The organism is Acinetobacter sp. V102_4, assembly GCF_031799005.1.
Classification (GTDB): Bacteria; Pseudomonadota; Gammaproteobacteria; order Pseudomonadales; family Moraxellaceae; genus Acinetobacter; species Acinetobacter calcoaceticus.
In genome coordinates this window covers 92,458-112,499 of the sequence record NZ_JAVQNR010000032.1, presented here as the reverse complement: position 1 = coordinate 112,499, position 20,042 = coordinate 92,458, and the positions used below count along the sequence as shown (strand labels likewise).

Sequence of the window (20,042 nt, the reverse complement as noted above, 5' to 3'; positions counted from 1 at the left end):
GCATGCAAATTAAGACCCCTGATATTGGCGTAGATAAAGCAGTTGTTGCTGAAATTTTGGTTAAAGTTGGCGATAGCATTGCTGAAAATGACAGCCTTGTTTTGCTTGAGTCAGATAAAGCCTCTGTTGAAGTGCCTAGCACTTCAGCAGGTGTAGTGAAAAGCATCTTGATCAAAGAAGGCGATAGCGTAACTGAAGGTACGGTATTGTTTGAACTTGAAGCTGAGGGTGTTGCACCTGTAGCTCAAGCAGAAGAAGTTGCAAAACCTGCACCAGCAGCTGAAAAAGAAGCACCTGCTACAGCTCCACAAGTTGCTGCACAACCAGCAACTGCAACCACTAGCCAAGTGGTTGAAGTTCAAGTTCCAGATATTGGTGTTGAAAAAGCACTAGTTGGTGAAATTTTAGTAAAAGTTGGCGAGCAAATCGATGTTGAGCAAAGCATCGTTGTTGTTGAATCTGACAAAGCAACTGTAGAAGTGCCAAGCAGTGTTGCTGGTACTGTAGAAAGCATTCAAGTTAAAGAAGGCGATACAGTTAAAGAAGGTGTTGTGCTCATTAAAGTGAAAACAACATCTGCATCAAGTGCGCCAGTTGAAGCTCCTGCTTCTACAGCAGCCCCAGCGGCAGCGCCTGCACCAGTTCAACAAGAAACTGTAGCAGCAGCTGCTACTCAATCTGGTCCAGTTGATATTAACGTTCCTGATCTGGGTGTAGATAAAGCAGTTGTTGCTGAAATTTTGGTACAAGTTGGCGATAAAGTTGATGTAGACCAAAGCCTTGTTGTTGTTGAGTCTGATAAAGCAACTGTAGAAGTTCCAAGTACTGTTGCGGGCATTGTGAAAGCGATTCACTTGCAAGCAGGTCAACAAGTTTCACAAGGTATTTTGCTTGCAACAATTGAAGCGGAAGGTCAAGCACCTGCGGCAGCTCCAGCGCCAAAAGCAGAAGTAGCTCCAGCCCCACAGACAGCAGCACCTAAAGCGGCAGCTCCTGCTCCGACTCAGGCTGTATCTGCTCCAGTTTCTGGTAGTGATAAGTTAACGAAAGAGCAAGAAGCTGAAAACGCTAAAGTTTATGCTGGCCCTGCTGTTCGTAAGCTTGCTCGTGAACTTGGTGTGGTTTTGTCACAAGTTAAAACTTCTGGTGAGCATGGTCGTGTAATTAAAGAAGATATCTTTGCTTATGTGAAGACTCGTTTAACTGCACCACAAGCGGCTCCAGTAGCTGCGGCTACACCAGCAGTTTCAGGTTTGCCAAAGCTTCCTGACTTCACTGCGTTTGGTGGCGTGGAAGAAAAAGTACTGACGCGTTTGCAGCAAGTATCAATTCCGCAATTGTCATTGAACAACTTTATTCCGCAAGTCACCCAGTTTGATTTGGCTGACATTACTGAGTTAGAAGATTGGCGTAATGAACTGAAAGGCAACTTCAAAAAAGAAGGTATCAGCCTGACGATTATGGCATTCATTATCAAAGCGGTTGCGTATTTGTTGAAAGAAGAGCGTGAGTTCGCAGGTCATCTATCTGATGATGGTAAATCAGTGCTCTTGCGCAATGAAATCCATATGGGAATTGCGGTAGCAACACCTGATGGTTTAACTGTGCCAGTACTTCGTAACCCAGACCAAAAATCAATTAAGCAAATTGCAGTTGAATTGGGTGTGTTAGGTCAAAAAGCACGTGATAAGAAATTAACACCGAAAGACTTGCAAGGTGCGAATTTCACCATTTCAAGTTTAGGCGCAATTGGTGGTACAGCATTTACACCACTTGTAAACTGGCCGCAAGTTGCGATTTTGGGTATTTCACCTGCAACGATGCAACCGGTTTGGAATGGTAAAGACTTTGACCCACGCTTAATGTTGCCGCTGTCATTGTCTTATGACCACCGTGTAATTAATGGTGCAGACGCTGCTCGCTTTACCAATAAACTTACGAAACTTCTTAAAGATATTCGTACTTTATTAATCTAATATTTTGAAATGAATCATTAAAACCTCGCTTCGGCGGGGTTTTTATTTTGGTATTTAATTTAATTGGTTTTAGGTTAATCTAAAGATTAGATATGAATTATCGAGAGAGAGGAGAAATTTCTCGTTATTAGGTAAAGGAGAAATAATAAATGGTGGGTTTTTTAAAAATCATGGTACCAATCCTATTGATTGTATTTTTATTAATGGGGGTATGGATCAGTGTTTTACACTTTCCTTGGGAATGGATGACCTATGTTGCAATGGGGTTGGAAGTATTTGTAGCAATGCTTATTTTGCCATTTGAATTTCAGTCACAGCACATAGCAGGCATTAACAATTTGGGGTTTATTAACTTAAGTATTTGTTTAGCCTTACTATTGGGCTTAGGTCGGCTGTTGGTGTGGGCGTGGATAAAATTTTTTGTTTGAAAAATAGAACTGCTCGAATATAATAAGCACATACTTCATTGGGGAGTAGCCGCTATTCATTTTTAAATGAATAGGTGATGGTCAACATAATTGTTCAACAGAACATGGTCATCATAGCTTAAACGTCTCATCGTTTCCGAGTTGGCAAGACCTTTGATTTACCACTCTGCAGATATTTGGCTAGCAGGAGGGGTAGGTCATGGGCATTTATGCTAGCCAGAGAAACGACATGCAAGAATTTCTGATTTCTACCTCAATTGTTGCCCTAGCTGAAATGGGCGATAAAACTCAATTACTTGCCCTTTTACTGTCTGCACGTTTCCGTAAGCCAATCCCTATTCTCATTGCGATTCTGTTAGCAACTTTAATTAACCATGGTATCTCTGCTGTGCTTGGACAGTGGATTACGACGGTCTTGAGCCCCGAAATATTAGTTTGGGTTCTTGCTGGTGGTTTTATTGGTATGGCGTTCTGGATGCTTATTCCAGATAAGTTAGATGATGAAACAGATAGCATTAATAGATGGCAAAAATTTGGTGTTTTTGGTGCAACCTTTATCTTGTTTTTCTTGGCTGAAATTGGCGATAAAACGCAGATTGCAACAGTGGCCTTAGCTGCTCGTTACGACAGTATTTTCTGGGTTATGCTGGGTACAACGTTAGGTATGATAATTGCCAATGCACCAGCTGTATTTATTGGTAATAAATTAGCTGAACGTTTATCTATCTCACTCATTCATAAAATTGGTGCGGCTATTTTCTTAATTGTAGGTGTCTCTACTTTAGTGCAGCATTATTTCTTCTAAAACATTTAAAGCCGCCATAAAAAACGCACTCAATTTGAGTGCGTGTTTTGTCGGTCATTTTAGTAGTTAAATTTCACTGTGAAGTTAATTTGGCGTGGGTTGCCGAGCGTCACTAAATTCTCATTCAGCGCACCTGCATAGTAATCTTTATCAAATAGATTGCGGATAGCAAGTTGAGCGCCCCAATGCCCAGCGTCATAGCCAGCTTCAGTGTCAAAGACTGTATAGCCTGGAACATGAACATCTAAGCCATCGACAGTTTTATACGTTTCACCGCGGAACCCGCCGCCTACATACCAACCAAGTTTTGATGCAGGATCAAATTTATAGCGTGCTGACAAGCTATATGCATGCTCAGGAATATTGTCGAGTGCTTTTCCTACATTACTCGTGTTCGCATCTTTACTAATTTCCGCATCAATTGTGTAGGTATATGCAGCCGTTAATTTTAAGCCTTCTAAAATTTCTGCGCTGAGTTCAGTTTCAATACCACGTGTTAACTGTTCGCCGCGTTGTACTTTATAGCCACTATTCACGGTATCAGTAACTAAAACATTTTGACGTTTTAAATCATACCAAGCGATAGCGCCTTGAATTCGTTGATTAGGGCTTTGTAACTTCATCCCGACTTCAACCTGTTTCCCTTCTTCAGGTTTGAACGGATTGTTATTTACATCAGTACCACTGTTAGGTGTAAATGAAGTGGCATAGCTGACATAAGGAGCAACAATGTCATTAAGGGTATACATGACAGAGGCGCTCCCCGTAAATGCATTGTCTGATTGTTTAGTCGCATTACTTGTAACTAAACTTGTGCTTTGGGTTTGTGCCCAGTCTTGGCGTCCAGACAAGCTTAAAAGCAATTGGTCATTAAGTTGAATACGGTCACGTAAATAGAGCCCTAAATATTTGAGGCGATTAATATCATGAACATTTTGCGTCAATGTCACGTTTTGACCATAAACGGGGTTATAAATATTTAAATCGCCAATGTCATATTTATCATTGGTGTAGTCACTTTTTTCCTGAAAAGCATCTACACCAATATTAACGTCGTGTTGCATACCATATAAATCAAACTGTTTATTTAAACGGTTATCGATGGCAAAACTTAAGTTATCAATAATTTGGTGGCGGCTATTATTTTTACGGCTAATGGTCGTGTAGTCGATTTCACCTTGTTTGTTTTTTGCCCAGAAATTTGTGCCTGTTCGAGCAAAAACAGCTGTGCCATCCATTTCAGTTTTTTGTACGGCAAAATTCTGATTGAAGTTCCAGCCATTATCAAAAGCATGTTTAAACGTATAACCAGTACGGTAAACATCGGCCTCATATTTACCGAAATTAGGATCTCCAATATACAAGCTTCGGTCTATAGCGCCGTTAGGATTATCTTTTAATGTCCCAATGACAGGTAAACCTTGCTGACGAATATATTCGCGATGTTGATAGCTTGCGATGACAGAAAGGTCGGTGTTATCCCCTAAGTCGAAGTTGTAAGAAGGGGAAATATAGTAATTTTTAAAATATACATAATCTGTCGGGTCATCTTGGTCAGAGATACGACCATTTAAACGGAAAGCACCTTTTTCACTATTATTAGGACTATAGTTTAAATCGAATGTGCCTTCTTTAAGGCTGTAACTGCCATAAGTCATACTAGCGCGTGCAAAGTTTTCTGCTTCAGGGCGTTTAGTGACTAGATTCACCATACCGCCTGGGGCAACTAAACCAAAATTAATAGATGCGGGACCTTTTAAAACTTGTACTTGATCCATACCTGATATTTCAGCTGCTACAGATGGAGTTGGTGAGCTTTGACCGACTCTTAAGCCATCTACATAAACCGAATCAGAAGATGTCTGCCCGCGAATAACGAAATCATCCCAACCACGACGACCTAGTTTTCCAGCTTCTACTCCTGCAACACCTTCAAGTGCATCTGCTAAGGTTCTTGCTTGTTTCTGATCGAGCTGTTCACGTGTTACTACTGAAACCGACTGAGCAGTTTTAAACAAGGGCGCATCTGATTTTAAGGCAGAGTTTGCTTTCGTTGCGACATACGGGGAGGTGGTTTCTTTTTGCGCCTGAATAGAAATTGTGGGTAGCACACTGGTCGAATTTTTTTGTTCTGCTGTTTCATCAGCATGACTTGCTGTCATCGAACTAAAAATAGCAACTGCTAACAATGTTTTGGAGCTTGAAAAATAAGGTGCTTGGTTCATGGGAGGCCTAGACAGCGCAAAAGACAAAAACTGATAATGAGAATTATTTTAATTTATTGTGAGTTAATTTTAAATAACATTATGATTCATTTATAAAATAAGAAAAGCAAAAGCTATTTTAAAATATTATGAGAAAAATAAAGCAATTCATTGCAAGAATTATCGAATCCCTTTATTTTAGTATGGATATAAAAATATCTAATATTTAAAGTTTTTTTGGGGAATTGTATGGGGTTTGAAAAAACAACATCGCAGATATTATTTGATAATGGCGTACATAAATGTATTAGTTTTACCAGTTTGGTCAAAGGGGAAGGCATACAAGCCAATCAATTTTTAATTATTGATCATGAACGAGCTGCGGTGATCGACCCAGGTGGCGATTTGACCTATGTTCCGTTGACTATGGAACTTAATAAATATACGCGATTGAAAAATCTGGATTATGTGATGGCTTCTCATCAAGATCCAGACATTATTACTTCAATGCCACGCTGGTTAGTCTATACCGATGCCAAAGTGGTCGCTTCTAAATTATGGGCACGATTTTTACCGCACCTAAATTCTGCATTCATGAGTGAACGCATGAAAGGGAATTGGGAAGATCGCCTTATTGAACTACCAGATCGTGGTCAAGTGATTCAATTAGGAGAATCAAAGCTTGTGGTGGTTCCAGCCCATTTTCTACATTCGGTGGGTAATTTTCAGTTCTATGATCCAGTCGCTAAAATTTTGTTTTCTGGTGATATGGGGGCCTCGATTGTTGAGGACGCTAGTCAACCTTTGAAAGATTTCGATACGCATGTTATGAAAATGAAAGCTTTTCACCAACGCTATATGTGTTCAAATAAGGTCATCCGTTTATGGGTCAACATGGTCCGTCAGATGGATATTGAAATGATTGTTCCACAGCATGGCAGCCCATTTATTGGTAAAGAAATGATTAATCAATTTTTAGATTGGATTGAAATTTTACCTTGTGGTGTCGATTTAATGTCAGAGCAAATTTTTAGTTGCCCTGCATAAATCTAAATATTATTTCTAATAATTAACCCAGATGAAGTTCTGGGTTATAAAAAGATAAGAGCTAGAAAATAGAGCTAAAAGTATAATTAAGTGGGAATTATTTAGAGTAGGCCGATATCTATTGCTGAAAAAGGCAAAGATAATATGAAAATTGCATTGAAATTTGTTTATAATAGCTCACGGAATTTACCAGTGAGATTGTTATGCTGACCATCGTTCAAGAAGCGCTAACCTTCGATGATGTCTTATTACTTCCTGCCTACTCTACTGTTCTCCCAAAAGATGTCTCTCTAAAGACACGTTTAACTCGCGGCATTCATTTAAATATCCCATTAGTTTCTGCTGCAATGGATACAGTGACTGAGTCACGTATGGCGATTGCGATGTCACAAAATGGCGGTATCGGGATTTTGCACAAAAACATGGATATTGCTGCTCAAGCTGCAGAAGTACGCCGTGTAAAGAAATTCGAAGCGGGTATGGTGAAAGACCCTATCACTGTAACGCCTGAAACTACAGTACGTGAACTGATTGCAATTACCACTGCTAATAACATTAGCGGTGTACCTGTTGTTAAAGACGGCAAGGTTGTTGGTATTGTGACAGGCCGTGATACACGTTTTGAAACCAATTTAGAACAACCAGTTAGCAACATCATGACAGGCCAAGATCGTTTGGTGACTGTACGTGAAGGTGAGTCTAAAGAAAATATTCAAGCATTATTGCAAAAACACCGTATTGAAAAAGTCTTGGTCGTTGGCGAGAGCAATGAACTTAAAGGCTTAATTACAGTGACTGACTTCCGTAAAGCTGAGAGTTATCCAAACAGTTGTAAAGATGATCTTGGTCGTTTACGTGTTGGTGCTGCGGTAGGTACAGGTGCTGATACACCAAGTCGTGTAGAAGCGTTGGTTGAAGCTGGTGTTGACGTAATTGTTGTTGATACAGCACATGGTCATTCAGCTGGTGTAATTGAACGTGTACGTTGGGTGAAACAAAACTTCCCTCAAGTACAAGTAATTGGCGGAAACATCGCAACTGGTGATGCTGCATTAGCATTGTTAGATGCAGGTGCAGATGCAGTCAAAGTTGGTATTGGTCCTGGTTCTATCTGTACGACACGTATTGTGGCAGGTATTGGTATGCCACAAATTTCTGCGATTGACAGCGTTGCTAATGCATTGAAAGATCAAATTCCTTTAATTGCAGATGGTGGTATCCGCTTCTCTGGCGATATGGCAAAAGCGATCGGTGCGGGCGCAAGTACAATCATGGTTGGTTCACTTTTAGCTGGTACTGAAGAAGCGCCTGGCGAGGTTGAGTTTTTCCAAGGTCGTTACTACAAAGCATATCGTGGTATGGGTTCATTAGGTGCAATGGCGGGAGCAACCGGTTCTGCTGACCGTTATTTCCAAGACTCAAAAGCGGGTGCTGAGAAGTTAGTACCAGAAGGTATTGAAGGCCGTGTTCCATATAAAGGCCCAATGGGTAACATCGTTCATCAAATGATGGGTGGTTTACGTTCATCGATGGGTTATACAGGTTCATCTGTGATTGAAGATCTTCGCCAAAATGCGAAATTTGTGAAAATTACTTCAGCAGGTATGTCTGAGTCACATGTTCATGATGTAACGATTACTAAAGAAGCTCCAAACTATCGTGTTGGTTAGATTTTGGTAACCAAAACAATGAAGAAAGCCGTCATTACACTGACGGCTTTTTGTTTTTGGTGTAAAGTAAATCTAACGAAAAGAAATATGGCGGAATTGCCATATATGAAGTGTGCCACCGCTGAAGTGGCGTAAGAATGAGATAAGCTATGAGTTATTTTGGAACGGATGGTATTCGTGGAAAATTTGGGCAGATGCCTATTACTCCAGAGTTTGCTTTAAAACTCGGTTTTGCTGCAGGGAAGGTATTAAAACGAACGAGTCCAAAAAATAAACCGCTCGTTGTATTAGGAAAAGACACACGTTTATCTGGTTATATTTTAGAATCTGCTTTACAGGCAGGCTTAAACGCTGCTGGCGTATATGTTCATCTACTTGGTCCATTACCAACACCAGCAATTGCACATCTTACTCGTGCTTTGCATGCACATGCAGGTATTGTTATTTCTGCATCACATAATCCATATTATGATAATGGGATTAAATTCTTCTCAAGTGAAGGCAAAAAATTACCTGATTCATTACAAGAAGAAATTAATCAAGAATTAGAAAAAGACTTATTCATTGAGGACACTGCAAACTTAGGTAAAAGTGTTCGTGTAAATGATGCAAATGGTCGCTATATCGAATTTTGTAAATCTACTTTCCCTTACCACTTTGATTTAAATAATTTAAAGATTGTTTTGGACTGTGCTCATGGCGCAGCATATAGCGTTGGCCCTTCAGTTTTTCGTGAGCTAGGTGCAAAAGTCATTGCTTTATATAATGAACCAGATGGCTTAAATATTAATGAAAGCTGTGGTTCAACACATCCTGAACACTTGCAAAAAGCAGTGGTTGAGCACCAAGCAGATTTAGGAATTGCATTTGATGGCGATGCTGACCGTGTTGTGATGGTTGATAAGTTTGGTAACTTAATTGATGGTGACCATATCTTATATATTTTGGCGACTCAGGCGCAAAATAAGCCAGCGGGTATTGTTGGTACTGTCATGAGTAATATGGCACTTGAAGTTGCACTTGAAAAAGCAAATGTTAATTTTGTTCGTGCAAAAGTCGGTGACCGCTATGTATTACAGGCTTTAGAAGAAAATGGTTGGGTGACAGGTGGCGAACCTTCTGGTCATATTCTAACTCTAGACAAGAGTACGACTGGTGATGCCATTATCGCTGCACTTCAAGTTTTAACTGTGATGGTCGAGCAAAATAAGGCTCTTCATGAATTGGTTCAAGACTTTAAACTATTCCCACAAGTTCTCTTAAATGTACGTTTAGAACAAATGCTTGATCCATATTCTATTCCAGCATTGGTTACTGAATTTGATAAAGCAGAAGCACAGCTTAAAGGCCGTGGACGTATCTTAATTCGTAAGTCGGGAACAGAGCCTGTGATTCGTGTCATGGTTGAAGGTGACGATGAGCACGAAGTGAACGCTTTAGCTCAGCATTTAGCAGATTCAGTTCGCTCACAAGCACAAGTCGCATAAGGTACATGACATGAGTGATGTCATCAAAGATTTAAGTGAATTACGCTTGAGCTATGAGCAAGGCGAGTTGTATGAGGGGCAGGTTGAATCAAACCCTCATCAGCAGTTTCTTGGTTGGTTTAACCATGCTCTAGCTGCCAATTTGCATGAACCCTATGCCATGTCGTTAGCAACAGCGGGTGCCAATGGCAGACCACATGTTCGAACAGTTTTGTTGCGCGGTGCTACAGAAGCTGGCTATGATTTTTATACTAACTATGACAGTCAGAAAGGTATAGATTTGGCAGAGAACCCATATGCCGAATTATTATTTTACTGGCCGAGTCTAGAGCGTCAGGTGAGAGTTGGTGGTCATGTAGTAAAAATTTCTGAACAGGAATCTACAGATTACTATCGTAAACGGCCACGTGATAGCCAGATTGCAGCGCATATCAGTACTCCACAAAGTGGTAAAATTGAAAGCAGAGAGCTGTTACAGCAGCGCTTTCAAGATTTACAACAGCAAGTCGAAAGTCGTGAAGTGCTTGATAAGCCAGAGTTCTGGGGAGGCTATCGTCTGCAACCGGATTATTATGAATTCTGGCAAGGGCGACCAAATCGTTTACATGACCGCTTGAGTTATGAAAAAATCGACGGTCAATGGATGTTGCACCGGCTGATGCCTTAAATGACAAAAATACAAATCAAACAAAGACCTTTATTGACACGCCCTGAACAGTTTCAGGGCGTGCCGCCGTTTATTGCCGAGATTTTGGCAAGACGTGGAGTCCAATCTGAACAGGAATTAGAGCTCAAGCTTAAGAATTTGCTTGCTCCAGAGCTCAAAGGTCTAGAAACCGCTGTAGCATTAATGGATCAAGCCATTGATGAGCAGAAAAAGATTGTTATTGTCGGGGACTATGATGCCGATGGAGCAACCAGCACCGCGTTAATGGTATTGGTGCTTCGCGATATGGGGGCACAAGTCGATTATTTGGTTCCCGATCGGTTTAAGTACGGTTATGGGCTTACACCTGCAATTGCAGAGCTTGCTCATCAAACTTATCAACCAGATCTATTAATTACTGTTGATAATGGTATTTCCAGCCATGCAGGTGTGGAAACTGCTCAGGCCTTGGATATGCAGGTCATTATTACCGACCACCATTTAACAACTAAAGAAACACCTCCAGCACAAGCAGTTGTTAACCCAAATCAGTTAGGTTGTGATTTCCCAAGTAAAGCGCTTGCAGGTGTTGGCGTTGCATTTTATGTGCTGGCGAATTTAGCAAGTTTACGTAACAAGCAAGGCAAAAGTACAAGTAAAGTCACTCAATATCTAGATTTAGTGGCTTTGGGGACTTATGCCGATGTTGCTGTATTAGATTATAACAACCGTATATTGGTGGATGCAGGCGTAAAGCGAATCCAACAACACCAATGCCGAGTTGGAATTTTAGCGCTATTGGATATTGCTGGTAGAGAAGCAAGTTCATTACGTGCACAAGATCTAGGATTTGTTATAGGACCCCGGATTAATGCTGCTGGACGTATGGAAAGCATGCGTATTGGGATTGAATGTTTGCTTGCAGAGAATATGGAAACTGCCTATCCAATTGCTCAGCAATTAAATCAACTCAATATAGAGCGGCGCCAGATAGAAGGGGAGATGAAGCAACAAGCTTTGTCTGCTTTAGATAGTTTGCAACTTTCAAAAGAAGATATTCCACAAGCCCTTGTACTCTTTGAAGAGAGTTGGCATCAAGGTGTGATTGGGATTGTAGCAGGGCGTTTAAAAGAACAGTTCCATCGACCAACCATTGTTTTTGCACCAGATGAAGATGGTATCCATATTAAGGGCTCTGCGCGTTCAATTGATGGAGTACATATTCGAGATACGATTGAACAAGTTGCTGAACAACATCCAGAACTGGTGAGCCATTTTGGTGGACATGCGGCAGCGGCTGGCTTAACGATTCGAAAAGAAAACTTTGATGCTTTTAAAACTGTTTTTACTGGCTGTGTTGCAGCCATGGAAGAATCTCTATTCCAAGCAACACTATGGACGGATGGAGAGTTACCAGCTTCTGCTTTGCAACTAGACACATTGGACTGGATAGAGCAGCTTGGACCATGGGGGCAAAAATTCCCTTTTCCTCAGTTTGAAGGGAAATTTAAGGTCGTCGATTATCGCTGGCTTAAAGAAACACATCTAAAACTTAGATTAGCCCTAGATCAATATACTTTTGATGCGATTGCATTTAATGCAGCTGGTCGTTTTGAATTTAATCCTATGCGAGATGAAGTTCATTTAGTATATGAAATGGATCGTAATGCATTTAATGGCAATGTAAATTTGCAATTGCGTATTGTGCATTTAAACCAATAAAAAAAAATCCGCTCATTAGAGCGGATTTTTTTATGTGCTTTTTAAGCGATATTAGAAGCGGTATCCTGCACGAACACCATAAGTGTTGTCGTTGTCACCGAAACCAATACGACCTTCAAGACTTACTTGTTGATTTAAGAATTTTTTAGCATTAATACCAAATTCATCTTTATCAGTTAAGTCGTTATTGTAGTAATCCACACCAAGACTTAAAGTTTTATCGATGTAGTAGTCACCACGAACTTTATATTCGTCAAGGTCACCAAACGCACCAAACGCTTCAAGGTTTACGTCATGTTGACCTACTTGAGTTACGTATTTAGCACGAACTGTTGGATCAGCGCCGTCTTTACCGTCTTTTTCGTCGTAACCTTTAACACCTAGAGCAAGTAATAAACCAGGAGCTGGTAAATAACCTACTTCAGCTGCATAAGTCGTAACTTTACTATCAATATTAGTGTTATCGATTTCACGCTCATTACGGCCTACATCACCGCTAAGGTAGAAATCTGAGTTAGGAACGTAGTATTCAACACCTACGCCATACTGAGTGTCTTTAGTACCGCTGTTATCGCCATAGTTGATAAGAGCGTTAACATTACTTGCACGGCTTAAGAAAGCTGCTTCAGCAAGTGGAGCGTTACGAGTTTGAACGGGATTAAAGTAATAAGTCCCGTCAACACCGAATTTGCTTACACTGCTGCCGTCATCTGGATCAAGATAATTGTAAGAACCACCAACTTCAGCTTGGTAAGCGTTTGCTGCGCCACTTACTGCCAGTGCAGATAAAAGAGCTGATGCAATTGCTAGTTTTTTCATGGAATCTCTCCCCTCTAAAAAGCGATTTTATAAATGTTTTGTTACAACTTTTAGTCTAGACCAAAATGCTTATGCGTCAATCTTGCTCAAGTAACCATACTGTAACTATGTGTTTTTTATGTAAACTTGATCTATTTAAATTATTGATTATTAAATAAAAGTTAATAATGTTTTATTTTATTAAAATTGAGGAGATTTTGTGTAGATCATAAAAATTGCTGTAAAAGTACCCAATTTTGTATGAGGATGTTACCAATTAATCTTAAAATGAACTGAAGAACGCTCAGATAAATCTATCCAAGCGTTTATATCTTTAATTAATAAATTCTTATGAATTAGAAACGGAATGTTCCATTAATACCAAAAGAATCAGCATCCTCAACAGTCGTATAAGTTAAGCCTACTGCTACTTGTGGTGTAAAGAATTTTTGTGCGCGAAGACTAAAAATTGTATCTGAATCTTCTGCTGTTGAGTCTGCAAAAGATGCTCCAATACTTAAAGTTGGATCAAGATAAAGATCTGCACCTAAACGATAAGTAGTTTCATCTCCAATATAAGTTTGGCCTTCAAAATTAGTATAAAAACCAGAAATTTGAGTTACATACTTCGCACGTAGAGTTACGGCTGTATCATCATCTTCACCAGTTACGGCTGCGGAATTTGAGAACGAAGTAATAAAGCCATATTTAGCTGCTTGCATTGGATCAAAACTTTCAGACAAATCTGTTACACCAGCAGCCAATAATAAGCCATCGGTTGGTAAGAAACCGACCTCTACAGCATAGCCGTTACCACTATCATCAACCGAACCAAAATCATTTGCAGTGGCTTCGGTTTTTGTACGGTTAAATGCTCCTGATAAATAGAGTGGGGTATTTGGAATAAAGTATTCACCTGTAATACCTACAGAACTAAATTCGAGTTTTCCAGAATCTTCATCATCTTCTAGTTTGCTATATGCATATCCTAGTCCAATATTTGAAGATTTATTTAAAAAAGCAGCTTCAGCTAAAGGGAAAGTTTTTGCTTCTACTGGATTAAAATAATATTTGCCGTTAATACCGAAGCTATTATTTTCTCCCCCATCCATATCTGTAAATTCGTACATTGTACCAACTTCAGTTTGATAGGCATTTGCATTGAAAGCACATGTAGCAGTAAGGATTGCGAATAAAATATTTGATTTTTTCATGAGAAAAACTCTAGTAATGAATGTTGTAAAGTTATTAAGATTTTAAGTTGTTAATTTTAATATGTTTTTATAATATTAATCAATATTATTATATTTGTTTATCACGATTAAAATAATAAAAACAATAAGTTTTAGTCCTTTTGTTTGAGAATGGCAAGCTATGCTAAAATAATCGACTGTTTATCTGCTTTTATGGGAACACTCGCGTGGAAATTAATCCTTATCTAAACCAATTGAAAGACTTAACTGATCGTAGCCAAACACTACGGGGGTATCTTTGACTACGATCTGAAAAAAGAACGTTTAGAAGAAGTTTTACGTGAGTTAGAAGACCCTGCGATTTGGAATGACCAAAGCCGTGCTCAGGCAATGGCGAAAGAAAAGGGCGAACTAGAAAACGTTATTAATGTATTGGATGGCTTGTCAACACAGCTTGAAGATGCAAAAGCAATGCTAGATTTGGCCGTAGAAGCCGACGATGAAAGCCTACTTGAAGATGTTCAGTCTGAGCTTGGCGCTGCCGAAGATGAACTGGCTAAACTTGAATTCCGTCGTATGTTTAGCAACCCGATGGACCCGAATCCTTGCTATGTCGAGATTCAATCAGGTTCGGGCGGTACTGAAGCGCAAGACTGGGCATCTATGCTATTACGTATGTATATGCGCTGGATTGAACGTCATGGCTTCAAAGCTGAACTCATGGAAGTATCTGATGGCGATGTAGCAGGCATTAAGTCTGCAACGATTCGTGTTGAAGGTGAATATGCCTATGGCTGGTTACGCACTGAATCAGGTGTACACCGTTTAGTTCGTAAATCCCCATTTGACAGTGGTAACCGCCGTCATACCTCATTCTCTGCGGTGTTTATTTCCCCAGAAGTTGATGACAATATTGAAATTGATATCAACCCTTCGGATGTTCGTACAGATACTTACCGTGCATCTGGTGCTGGTGGTCAGCATATTAACAAAACCGATTCGGCAGTTCGTTTGACTCACACTCCAACAGGTATTGTGGTGGCGTGTCAGAACCAACGTTCACAACATGCTAACCGTGACCATGCATGGAAACAGTTACGTGCGAAACTGTATGAGTTGGAAATGCAAAAACGTAATGAAGCGGCTCAAGCCTTAGAAGACTCGAAGTCTGATATTGGTTGGGGAAGCCAGATTCGTTCATATGTATTAGATGATTCGCGTATTAAAGACTTACGTACGGGCGTTGAAAACTCTAATACGGGTGCTGTTCTTGATGGTGACCTTGATCGCTTTATTGAGGCGAGCTTAAAACAAGGTTTATAAGAGTCTGCTGAACTTTTAGTTTAAATACAGTTCATCTATGAATATGTAGAACTCTTGGATTTTTAGCGATTAAAACGGCAAAGCAGTTCAGCCTTCAAATGTTAATCGAAAAAATGCGATATGAATATCGGAAAAAATAGATATGAATATCGCAAAAATGCGATATGATGTTTTCGAAATGCTGAATAAAGCTTTGTTCGTTTAAAAGACGTGTTGAGCCTATGGATATTGATGCAATTAGCAAAGCCCTTTCCAATCCGCTACGTCGGCAAATTTTACAATGGTTGAAAGAACCAGCGCATTATTTACCGGTGGAAGAGTGCGGTGGTAGTTTTGAGAAGGGTGTTTGCGCAGGTCATATTGAACGATTGGGTAAAGTAGCACAGTCTACAATGTCTAATCATTTGTCTGTTTTACAACAGGCGGGCCTAATTCAGGTCCAAAAATATGGTCAATGGTCTTATTTTTCACGTAACGAAGCTTTGATTCAGCAATATATCGAACATTTAAAACAAACACTTTAATTACTATTTAAAGTGTAAGTCGAGGCGACTATGGCTGAACTCAATACTCCTTTAACGGTTGGTGATTTTGAAATTAAAAATCGATTGGTAATGGCTCCCTTAACGCGTGCGCGTAGTGGTGAAAGCCGAGTACCGAATGATTTAATGGTTGAATATTATCAACAGCGTGCAAATGCTGGTCTTATTTTGACTGAAGCGACAGTGATTGGTTCAAAAACTGTGGGTTATGCAGAAACTCCAGGATTATGGTCACAAGAGCAGGCACAGGCTTGGAATAAAATTATTGAGGCAGTGCATGCTCAAGGTTCAAAAATTGTAGCTCAGCTATGGCATGTAGGCCGTATTTCGCATCCTGAGCTTTTAGATGGTGATACTCCTGTTGCACCAAGTGCGATTCAACCTGCGGGTGAAGTGAGTTTATTACGTCCTAAACGTCCATATGTAACGCCACGCGCGCTTTCAATTGAAGAAATTAAGGAGGTTGTAGCTCAATATAAACATTCAGCAGAATTGGCTAAAGCAGCTGGTTTTGATGGTGTTGAGTTACATGCGGCAAATGGTTATTTAATTGACCAGTTCCTTCAAAGTAACACCAACCAACGTAATGATGAGTATGGTGGTCCAGTTGAAAACCGCGCACGTTTATTATTAGAAGTGATTGATGCGTTTATTGAAGTGTGGGGCGCTGGCCGAGTTGGTGTTCATATTGCACCGCGTGGTGATTCGCACGATATGGGTGATGAAAATCCGTTAGCGACATTTGGTTATGTCGTTGAGCAATTGAATCAACGTAATGTTGCTTTCATTTTCTCTCGTGAATATGAAGCTGCCGACAGCATTAGTCCAAAACTTCGTGAAAAATTTAACGGTGTATGGATTGCGAATGAAAATCTAACACCAGAGTCGGCAAAACGTATTTTGCGTGATGGTGAAGCTGACGCAGTATCTTTTGGTAAAGCATATATTGCCAACCCAGATCTTTTACAGCGTTTAGAGCAAGACTTGCCTTTAAATGAACTTCAACCAACGACTTTATATGCTAAAGGCGCTGAAGGTTATACAGACTATCCAACGCTAGAAGCTTCGTAAATTTTTTGAAATGACTGTTTACTGACTAGTTTATTTATGAACTCAGTAAATCGCTTTTCTTGTAATGGTAGAGTTTAGGTATCGAAACTCTGCCATTTTTTCTATCTATGTTATATTTTCCCCAGTTTTTAAATTTTGACTATTTGAGGCAAACCGCTTGGCGACCCCTTTTTGGTACAACACCGCACTTCATTTATTAAAACCCTTTTACCGCTGGCGGATAAAAAAACGTGCAGAAAGCCAGGAATTATATAATCAGGAATGTCTTGAAAGATTTGGGCCGTTTGAATCTCCGAAGAATGTGAGAGCAATCTGGTTCCATGCTGTCTCGGTTGGAGAAACTAACGCCGCGCAGCCTTTAATCGAGCATTATCTTAAACTTGGACAACCTGTTTTAGTGACCAACACGACTAAAACGGGGCAGGCACGTGCCAAATCGTTATTTTTAAAAGCCCCTTATTTAGACTTGTTTCAAGCAGTTTATTTGCCTGTTGATCAGAAGCATCTTTTAAAACAATTTTTTGAGTTGTATCAGCCAAAACTTTTAGCATTGGTTGAAACAGAACTTTGGCCAAATTTAATTGATCAGGCCAAACAGCAGCATGTTCCATGTTTATTATTAAATGCACGGTTATCAGAAAAATCAGCGAAGGGTTATGGGCGAGTTACAGGTCTAACAGCAGGAATGCTGAAAAAAATTGACTGGGTGTTGGCACAAGATAATGCGACTCGACAACGTTATGTAGAACTTGGCTTAGATCAACAAAAAAGTCAGGTGGTTGGAAATATTAAATTTGATATTCATGCCCCTGAAGCGTTTGTAAATCAGGCTGCAAAGCTACACCAGCTATGGTATTTGGGGCAACGCAAAGTCCTGACAATTGCCAGTACACATGCACCCGAAGAACAACAAATTTTGCAGGCACTTCAGCCTTATTTAAAGTCAGATCCAGATTTAGTTTGTATTGTTGTACCTCGACATCCTGAACGTTTCGATGAAGTATTTGAAATTTGCCAAAACTTAGATTTAATTACTCATCGTAGAAGTTTGAACCAAAGTATTCATACCAGTACACAGGTTTATCTAGCTGATAGTATGGGGGAGCTTTGGTTATGGTATGCCTTAAGTCAGGTGTGTTTTGTGGGCGGTTCTTTAAATGAGCCGGGCGGTGGACATAATATTTTAGAGCCTATGGTTTTAAATGTTCCCACAGTAATTGGACCACGTTATTTTAACTTCCAAACGATTGTTGATGAATTCATTGATGAAAATGGTGTACTGATTGCCCAAGACGCCGAGCAAGTTGTAGCAATCTGGATGGCTTGTTTAGCTGAACCTGATCAGACCCAACAAGTGGTCGAGCAAGCACATAAAGTCTTACAACGTAATCAAGGCTCATTGCAAAAACATATTGGCGTAATTAACCGGTATTTGGCCGAAAAGCCATGAATATCGTTTTACTAGAGCCTGAAGATATTCAGTCAGACACGTGGTCAATTCGCTCAAAGCGCCAATTACAGCATTTACGTGAACATCTTGATATTACGGTTGGCCAAAATCTAAAAGTTGGTATTCGTAACGGCGCACGTTATATCACGGAAATTGTTTCGATTAACGAGCAAGAAGTCTGTCTTCGACCTATCAGTGAAGAAGCTGTACCTGCAAAAATTCCGGTTCATTTAATTGTGGCATTACCCAGACCTAAAGTTTTACGCCGTTTAATTATGGACAGTGTGACTTTAGGTGTTGAAAAAATTAGTCTGATTCATAGTTATCGGGTCGATAAAAGTTACTGGCAGACTCCCTTTTTACAGCAAATCGACAACTACGTTACTTTGGGACTTGAGCAAGCAGGGGACACGATTGTTCCTGGAATTCAAATGTATAAACGCTTTAAGCCTTTTGTTGAAGATGTCTTACCTACATTTATTTCAGAAGAGTGCCCTGCCTATGTGGCCCATCCATATGCAGAGCAAAGTATGCCAATTAATATTGATCACGCCTGTAGCGTTGTGGTCGGACCCGAAGGTGGTTTTATCCCTTATGAGGTTGATTTACTCAAAAAAAACGGCTGCCAAGCAGTGAGCTTAGGCAACCGTATTTTAAGAACTGAAACGTCTATTTCTTATATTTTAGGACGCTTATTCGCAGCTTAAGCATTTGGCTTAACAGTTTCTTCAGTTGGTTGATCACCACGATACACTTTTACTTCTTGTACCGGATATGGAATTGAGATGTTGTTTTCATCAAATGCATCTACAACCAATTCCTGAATTTCACTAATCGAAGCAGAGGTGGTTGTTTCCGTTGTGTCTACCCACCAACGAACGGTTAGATTGACAGAGAAATCTGCAAGAGCCGTTACGTTGACCGAAAATGCAGGTTGGCTAAGCACATTACGGCTGTTGTCGAGTAGTTTAAGAATGACAGCTTTTGCCTTTTGGACATCGTCTTCATAGCCAATTCCGACTACAAATTCACAGCGGCGACGTTGATATGCAGTATTTACAGTTACTGCACTGGTGTAAACAGTCGCGTTAGGAATAACAATACGACGGCCATCGGGTGAACGTAAAAAGGTCGCACGGATTTGAATATCTTCTACGGTTCCTTCCATGTTGTTGACAATAATGTCATCGCCAATACGGAAAGGTTCGCTGAGTAAAATTAAAATACCAGAGAGTAAGTTCTGAAAGATATCTTTAAATGCAAAACCAATTGCGACAGAACCAATTCCTAGAGCACTCATTAATTGGCCTGGTGTAAACCCAGGAATCGAGATAACTAAAGCAATTAAGAAGCCAAAGAATAGAATCGCTGTACTGCCTACACGGTTCAACACAAGCACAAGGTTTTGACGCGTGTAAGAGCGGTTTTCTAAGGTTTTGCGAACAAAGAATTTAAATAATTTGGTCAGTAGCCAAAAAATAATAAAAACGATAATCGCAATACAAATATAAGGCACACGTTCCCAGAAGCTATCCACAATTTTATCGATTGTGGTATAGGCATCATGATACTTTTCAGTATGGGCTAAAACTGTTTGAGTGGTTTTAGTACCCGCCTCTTGTAAAAGTTCGCCTGTATTTTTTGCGACATCTGTTAAGGATGTTTGTTCATCAGCCACGA

Annotated in this window: 17 protein-coding genes and 1 riboswitch; of the genes, 13 read left to right on the top strand and 4 right to left on the bottom strand. The window is 40.0% G+C overall.

What is annotated here, in order from left to right; all coding sequences use genetic code 11:
- Positions 1-2: 2 nt before the first annotated feature.
- The 3 genes from RMB13_RS03090 to RMB13_RS03080 all read left to right on the top strand — a co-directional run bounded on the left by RMB13_RS03090 (position 3) and on the right by RMB13_RS03080 (position 3,209).
- Positions 3-1,976 (top strand): 2-oxo acid dehydrogenase subunit E2, encoded by a 1,974-nt coding sequence (locus tag RMB13_RS03090; protein ID WP_311084386.1) that lies wholly within the window; start codon positions 3-5, stop codon positions 1,974-1,976.
- A gap of 149 nt (positions 1,977-2,125) precedes the next feature.
- Positions 2,126-2,404 (top strand): hypothetical protein, encoded by a 279-nt coding sequence (locus RMB13_RS03085; protein ID WP_281835817.1) that lies wholly within the window; start codon positions 2,126-2,128, stop codon positions 2,402-2,404.
- 28 nt (positions 2,405-2,432) lie between these two features.
- Positions 2,433-2,618: riboswitch (yybP-ykoY riboswitch) on the top strand.
- Positions 2,619-2,633: 15 nt separating this feature from the next.
- Positions 2,634-3,209: a TMEM165/GDT1 family protein gene (locus RMB13_RS03080; protein WP_311084456.1), complete on the top strand. Its 576-nt coding sequence runs from the start codon at positions 2,634-2,636 to the stop codon at positions 3,207-3,209.
- 59 nt (positions 3,210-3,268) lie between these two features.
- On the opposite strand, the gene RMB13_RS03075 is transcribed toward RMB13_RS03080, so the two are convergent.
- Complete coding sequence (locus RMB13_RS03075) at positions 3,269-5,434, bottom strand: TonB-dependent siderophore receptor (protein WP_311084385.1); 2,166 nt, start codon at positions 5,432-5,434, stop codon at positions 3,269-3,271.
- 228 nt (positions 5,435-5,662) lie between these two features.
- Here RMB13_RS03075 and RMB13_RS03070 point away from each other — a divergent pair, with 228 nt between their 5' ends.
- The 5 genes from RMB13_RS03070 to recJ all read left to right on the top strand — a co-directional run bounded on the left by RMB13_RS03070 (position 5,663) and on the right by recJ (position 11,985).
- Positions 5,663-6,460, top strand: a complete 798-nt coding sequence (locus RMB13_RS03070; protein ID WP_035358290.1) for an MBL fold metallo-hydrolase — start codon at positions 5,663-5,665, stop codon at positions 6,458-6,460.
- 203 nt (positions 6,461-6,663) lie between these two features.
- Positions 6,664-8,130, top strand: coding sequence for an IMP dehydrogenase (gene guaB / locus RMB13_RS03065; RefSeq protein ID WP_003654069.1), 1,467 nt, complete (start codon positions 6,664-6,666; stop codon positions 8,128-8,130).
- A gap of 149 nt (positions 8,131-8,279) precedes the next feature.
- Positions 8,280-9,617 (top strand): phosphoglucosamine mutase, encoded by a 1,338-nt coding sequence (gene glmM, locus RMB13_RS03060; RefSeq protein WP_132070605.1) that lies wholly within the window; start codon positions 8,280-8,282, stop codon positions 9,615-9,617.
- A gap of 10 nt (positions 9,618-9,627) precedes the next feature.
- Positions 9,628-10,284, top strand: a complete 657-nt coding sequence (pdxH, locus tag RMB13_RS03055; protein ID WP_151744165.1) for a pyridoxamine 5'-phosphate oxidase — start codon at positions 9,628-9,630, stop codon at positions 10,282-10,284.
- Positions 10,285-11,985, top strand: a complete 1,701-nt coding sequence (recJ, locus tag RMB13_RS03050; RefSeq protein WP_132070601.1) for a single-stranded-DNA-specific exonuclease RecJ — start codon at positions 10,285-10,287, stop codon at positions 11,983-11,985.
- Between the two features lie 51 nt (positions 11,986-12,036).
- On the opposite strand, the gene RMB13_RS03045 is transcribed toward recJ, so the two are convergent.
- Positions 12,037-12,804 carry a putative porin gene (locus tag RMB13_RS03045; protein ID WP_005038035.1) on the bottom strand — a complete coding sequence of 256 codons (768 nt, stop codon included), beginning with the start codon at positions 12,802-12,804 and terminating at the stop codon, positions 12,037-12,039.
- 335 nt (positions 12,805-13,139) lie between these two features.
- Entirely contained in the window at positions 13,140-13,997 is an 858-nt protein-coding gene (locus RMB13_RS03040; protein ID WP_311084384.1) for a putative porin, read from the bottom strand.
- A gap of 206 nt (positions 13,998-14,203) precedes the next feature.
- On the opposite strand from RMB13_RS03040, the gene prfB reads away from it, so the two are divergent.
- The 5 genes from prfB to RMB13_RS03015 all read left to right on the top strand — a co-directional run bounded on the left by prfB (position 14,204) and on the right by RMB13_RS03015 (position 19,069).
- A protein-coding gene (prfB, locus tag RMB13_RS03035) for a peptide chain release factor 2 (RefSeq protein WP_100222431.1) occupies positions 14,204-15,299 on the top strand; the annotation gives its coding sequence in 2 pieces (ribosomal slippage) (positions 14,204-14,275 and positions 14,277-15,299; 1,095 coding nt in all).
- A gap of 221 nt (positions 15,300-15,520) precedes the next feature.
- A complete protein-coding gene (locus RMB13_RS03030) occupies positions 15,521-15,823 on the top strand; it encodes a helix-turn-helix transcriptional regulator (protein ID WP_002121891.1) in 303 nt (100 codons plus the stop codon).
- A 30-nt stretch (positions 15,824-15,853) separates the two neighbouring features.
- Entirely contained in the window at positions 15,854-16,912 is a 1,059-nt protein-coding gene (locus tag RMB13_RS03025; protein WP_005038037.1) for an alkene reductase, read from the top strand.
- A 157-nt stretch (positions 16,913-17,069) separates the two neighbouring features.
- A complete protein-coding gene (locus tag RMB13_RS03020; protein WP_311084383.1) occupies positions 17,070-18,362 on the top strand; it encodes a 3-deoxy-D-manno-octulosonic acid transferase in 1,293 nt (430 codons plus the stop codon).
- On the top strand, positions 18,359-19,069 hold the full coding sequence (locus tag RMB13_RS03015; RefSeq protein WP_311084382.1) for a 16S rRNA (uracil(1498)-N(3))-methyltransferase: 711 nt from the start codon (positions 18,359-18,361) through the stop codon (positions 19,067-19,069). Before RMB13_RS03020 ends, RMB13_RS03015 begins: the two co-directional genes overlap by 4 nt.
- On the opposite strand, the gene RMB13_RS03010 is transcribed toward RMB13_RS03015, so the two are convergent.
- Positions 19,066-20,040 (bottom strand): mechanosensitive ion channel family protein, encoded by a 975-nt coding sequence (locus RMB13_RS03010; protein WP_005038043.1) that lies wholly within the window; start codon positions 20,038-20,040, stop codon positions 19,066-19,068. The genes RMB13_RS03015 and RMB13_RS03010 overlap by 4 nt on opposite strands.
- Positions 20,041-20,042: the final 2 nt, after the last annotated feature.

What these genes read in the sequence shown, in the direction of transcription:
- glmM (WP_132070605.1), top strand. Translation starts at nt 8,280, where the DNA reads ATGAGTTATTTTGGAACGGATGGTATTCGTGGAAAATTTGGGCAGATG.
- pdxH (WP_151744165.1), top strand. Translation starts at nt 9,628, where the DNA reads ATGAGTGATGTCATCAAAGATTTAAGTGAATTACGCTTGAGCTATGAG.
- RMB13_RS03045 (WP_005038035.1), bottom strand. Translation starts at nt 12,804, where the DNA reads ATGAAAAAACTAGCAATTGCATCAGCTCTTTTATCTGCACTGGCAGTA.
- RMB13_RS03030 (WP_002121891.1), top strand. Translation starts at nt 15,521, where the DNA reads ATGGATATTGATGCAATTAGCAAAGCCCTTTCCAATCCGCTACGTCGG.
- RMB13_RS03070 (WP_035358290.1), top strand. Translation starts at nt 5,663, where the DNA reads ATGGGGTTTGAAAAAACAACATCGCAGATATTATTTGATAATGGCGTA.
- RMB13_RS03015 (WP_311084382.1), top strand. Translation starts at nt 18,359, where the DNA reads ATGAATATCGTTTTACTAGAGCCTGAAGATATTCAGTCAGACACGTGG.
- RMB13_RS03090 (WP_311084386.1), top strand. Translation starts at nt 3, where the DNA reads ATGCAAATTAAGACCCCTGATATTGGCGTAGATAAAGCAGTTGTTGCT.
- RMB13_RS03085 (WP_281835817.1), top strand. Translation starts at nt 2,126, where the DNA reads ATGGTGGGTTTTTTAAAAATCATGGTACCAATCCTATTGATTGTATTT.
- guaB (WP_003654069.1), top strand. Translation starts at nt 6,664, where the DNA reads ATGCTGACCATCGTTCAAGAAGCGCTAACCTTCGATGATGTCTTATTA.
- recJ (WP_132070601.1), top strand. Translation starts at nt 10,285, where the DNA reads ATGACAAAAATACAAATCAAACAAAGACCTTTATTGACACGCCCTGAA.
- RMB13_RS03040 (WP_311084384.1), bottom strand. Translation starts at nt 13,997, where the DNA reads ATGAAAAAATCAAATATTTTATTCGCAATCCTTACTGCTACATGTGCT.
- RMB13_RS03025 (WP_005038037.1), top strand. Translation starts at nt 15,854, where the DNA reads ATGGCTGAACTCAATACTCCTTTAACGGTTGGTGATTTTGAAATTAAA.
- RMB13_RS03080 (WP_311084456.1), top strand. Translation starts at nt 2,634, where the DNA reads ATGCAAGAATTTCTGATTTCTACCTCAATTGTTGCCCTAGCTGAAATG.
- RMB13_RS03075 (WP_311084385.1), bottom strand. Translation starts at nt 5,434, where the DNA reads ATGAACCAAGCACCTTATTTTTCAAGCTCCAAAACATTGTTAGCAGTT.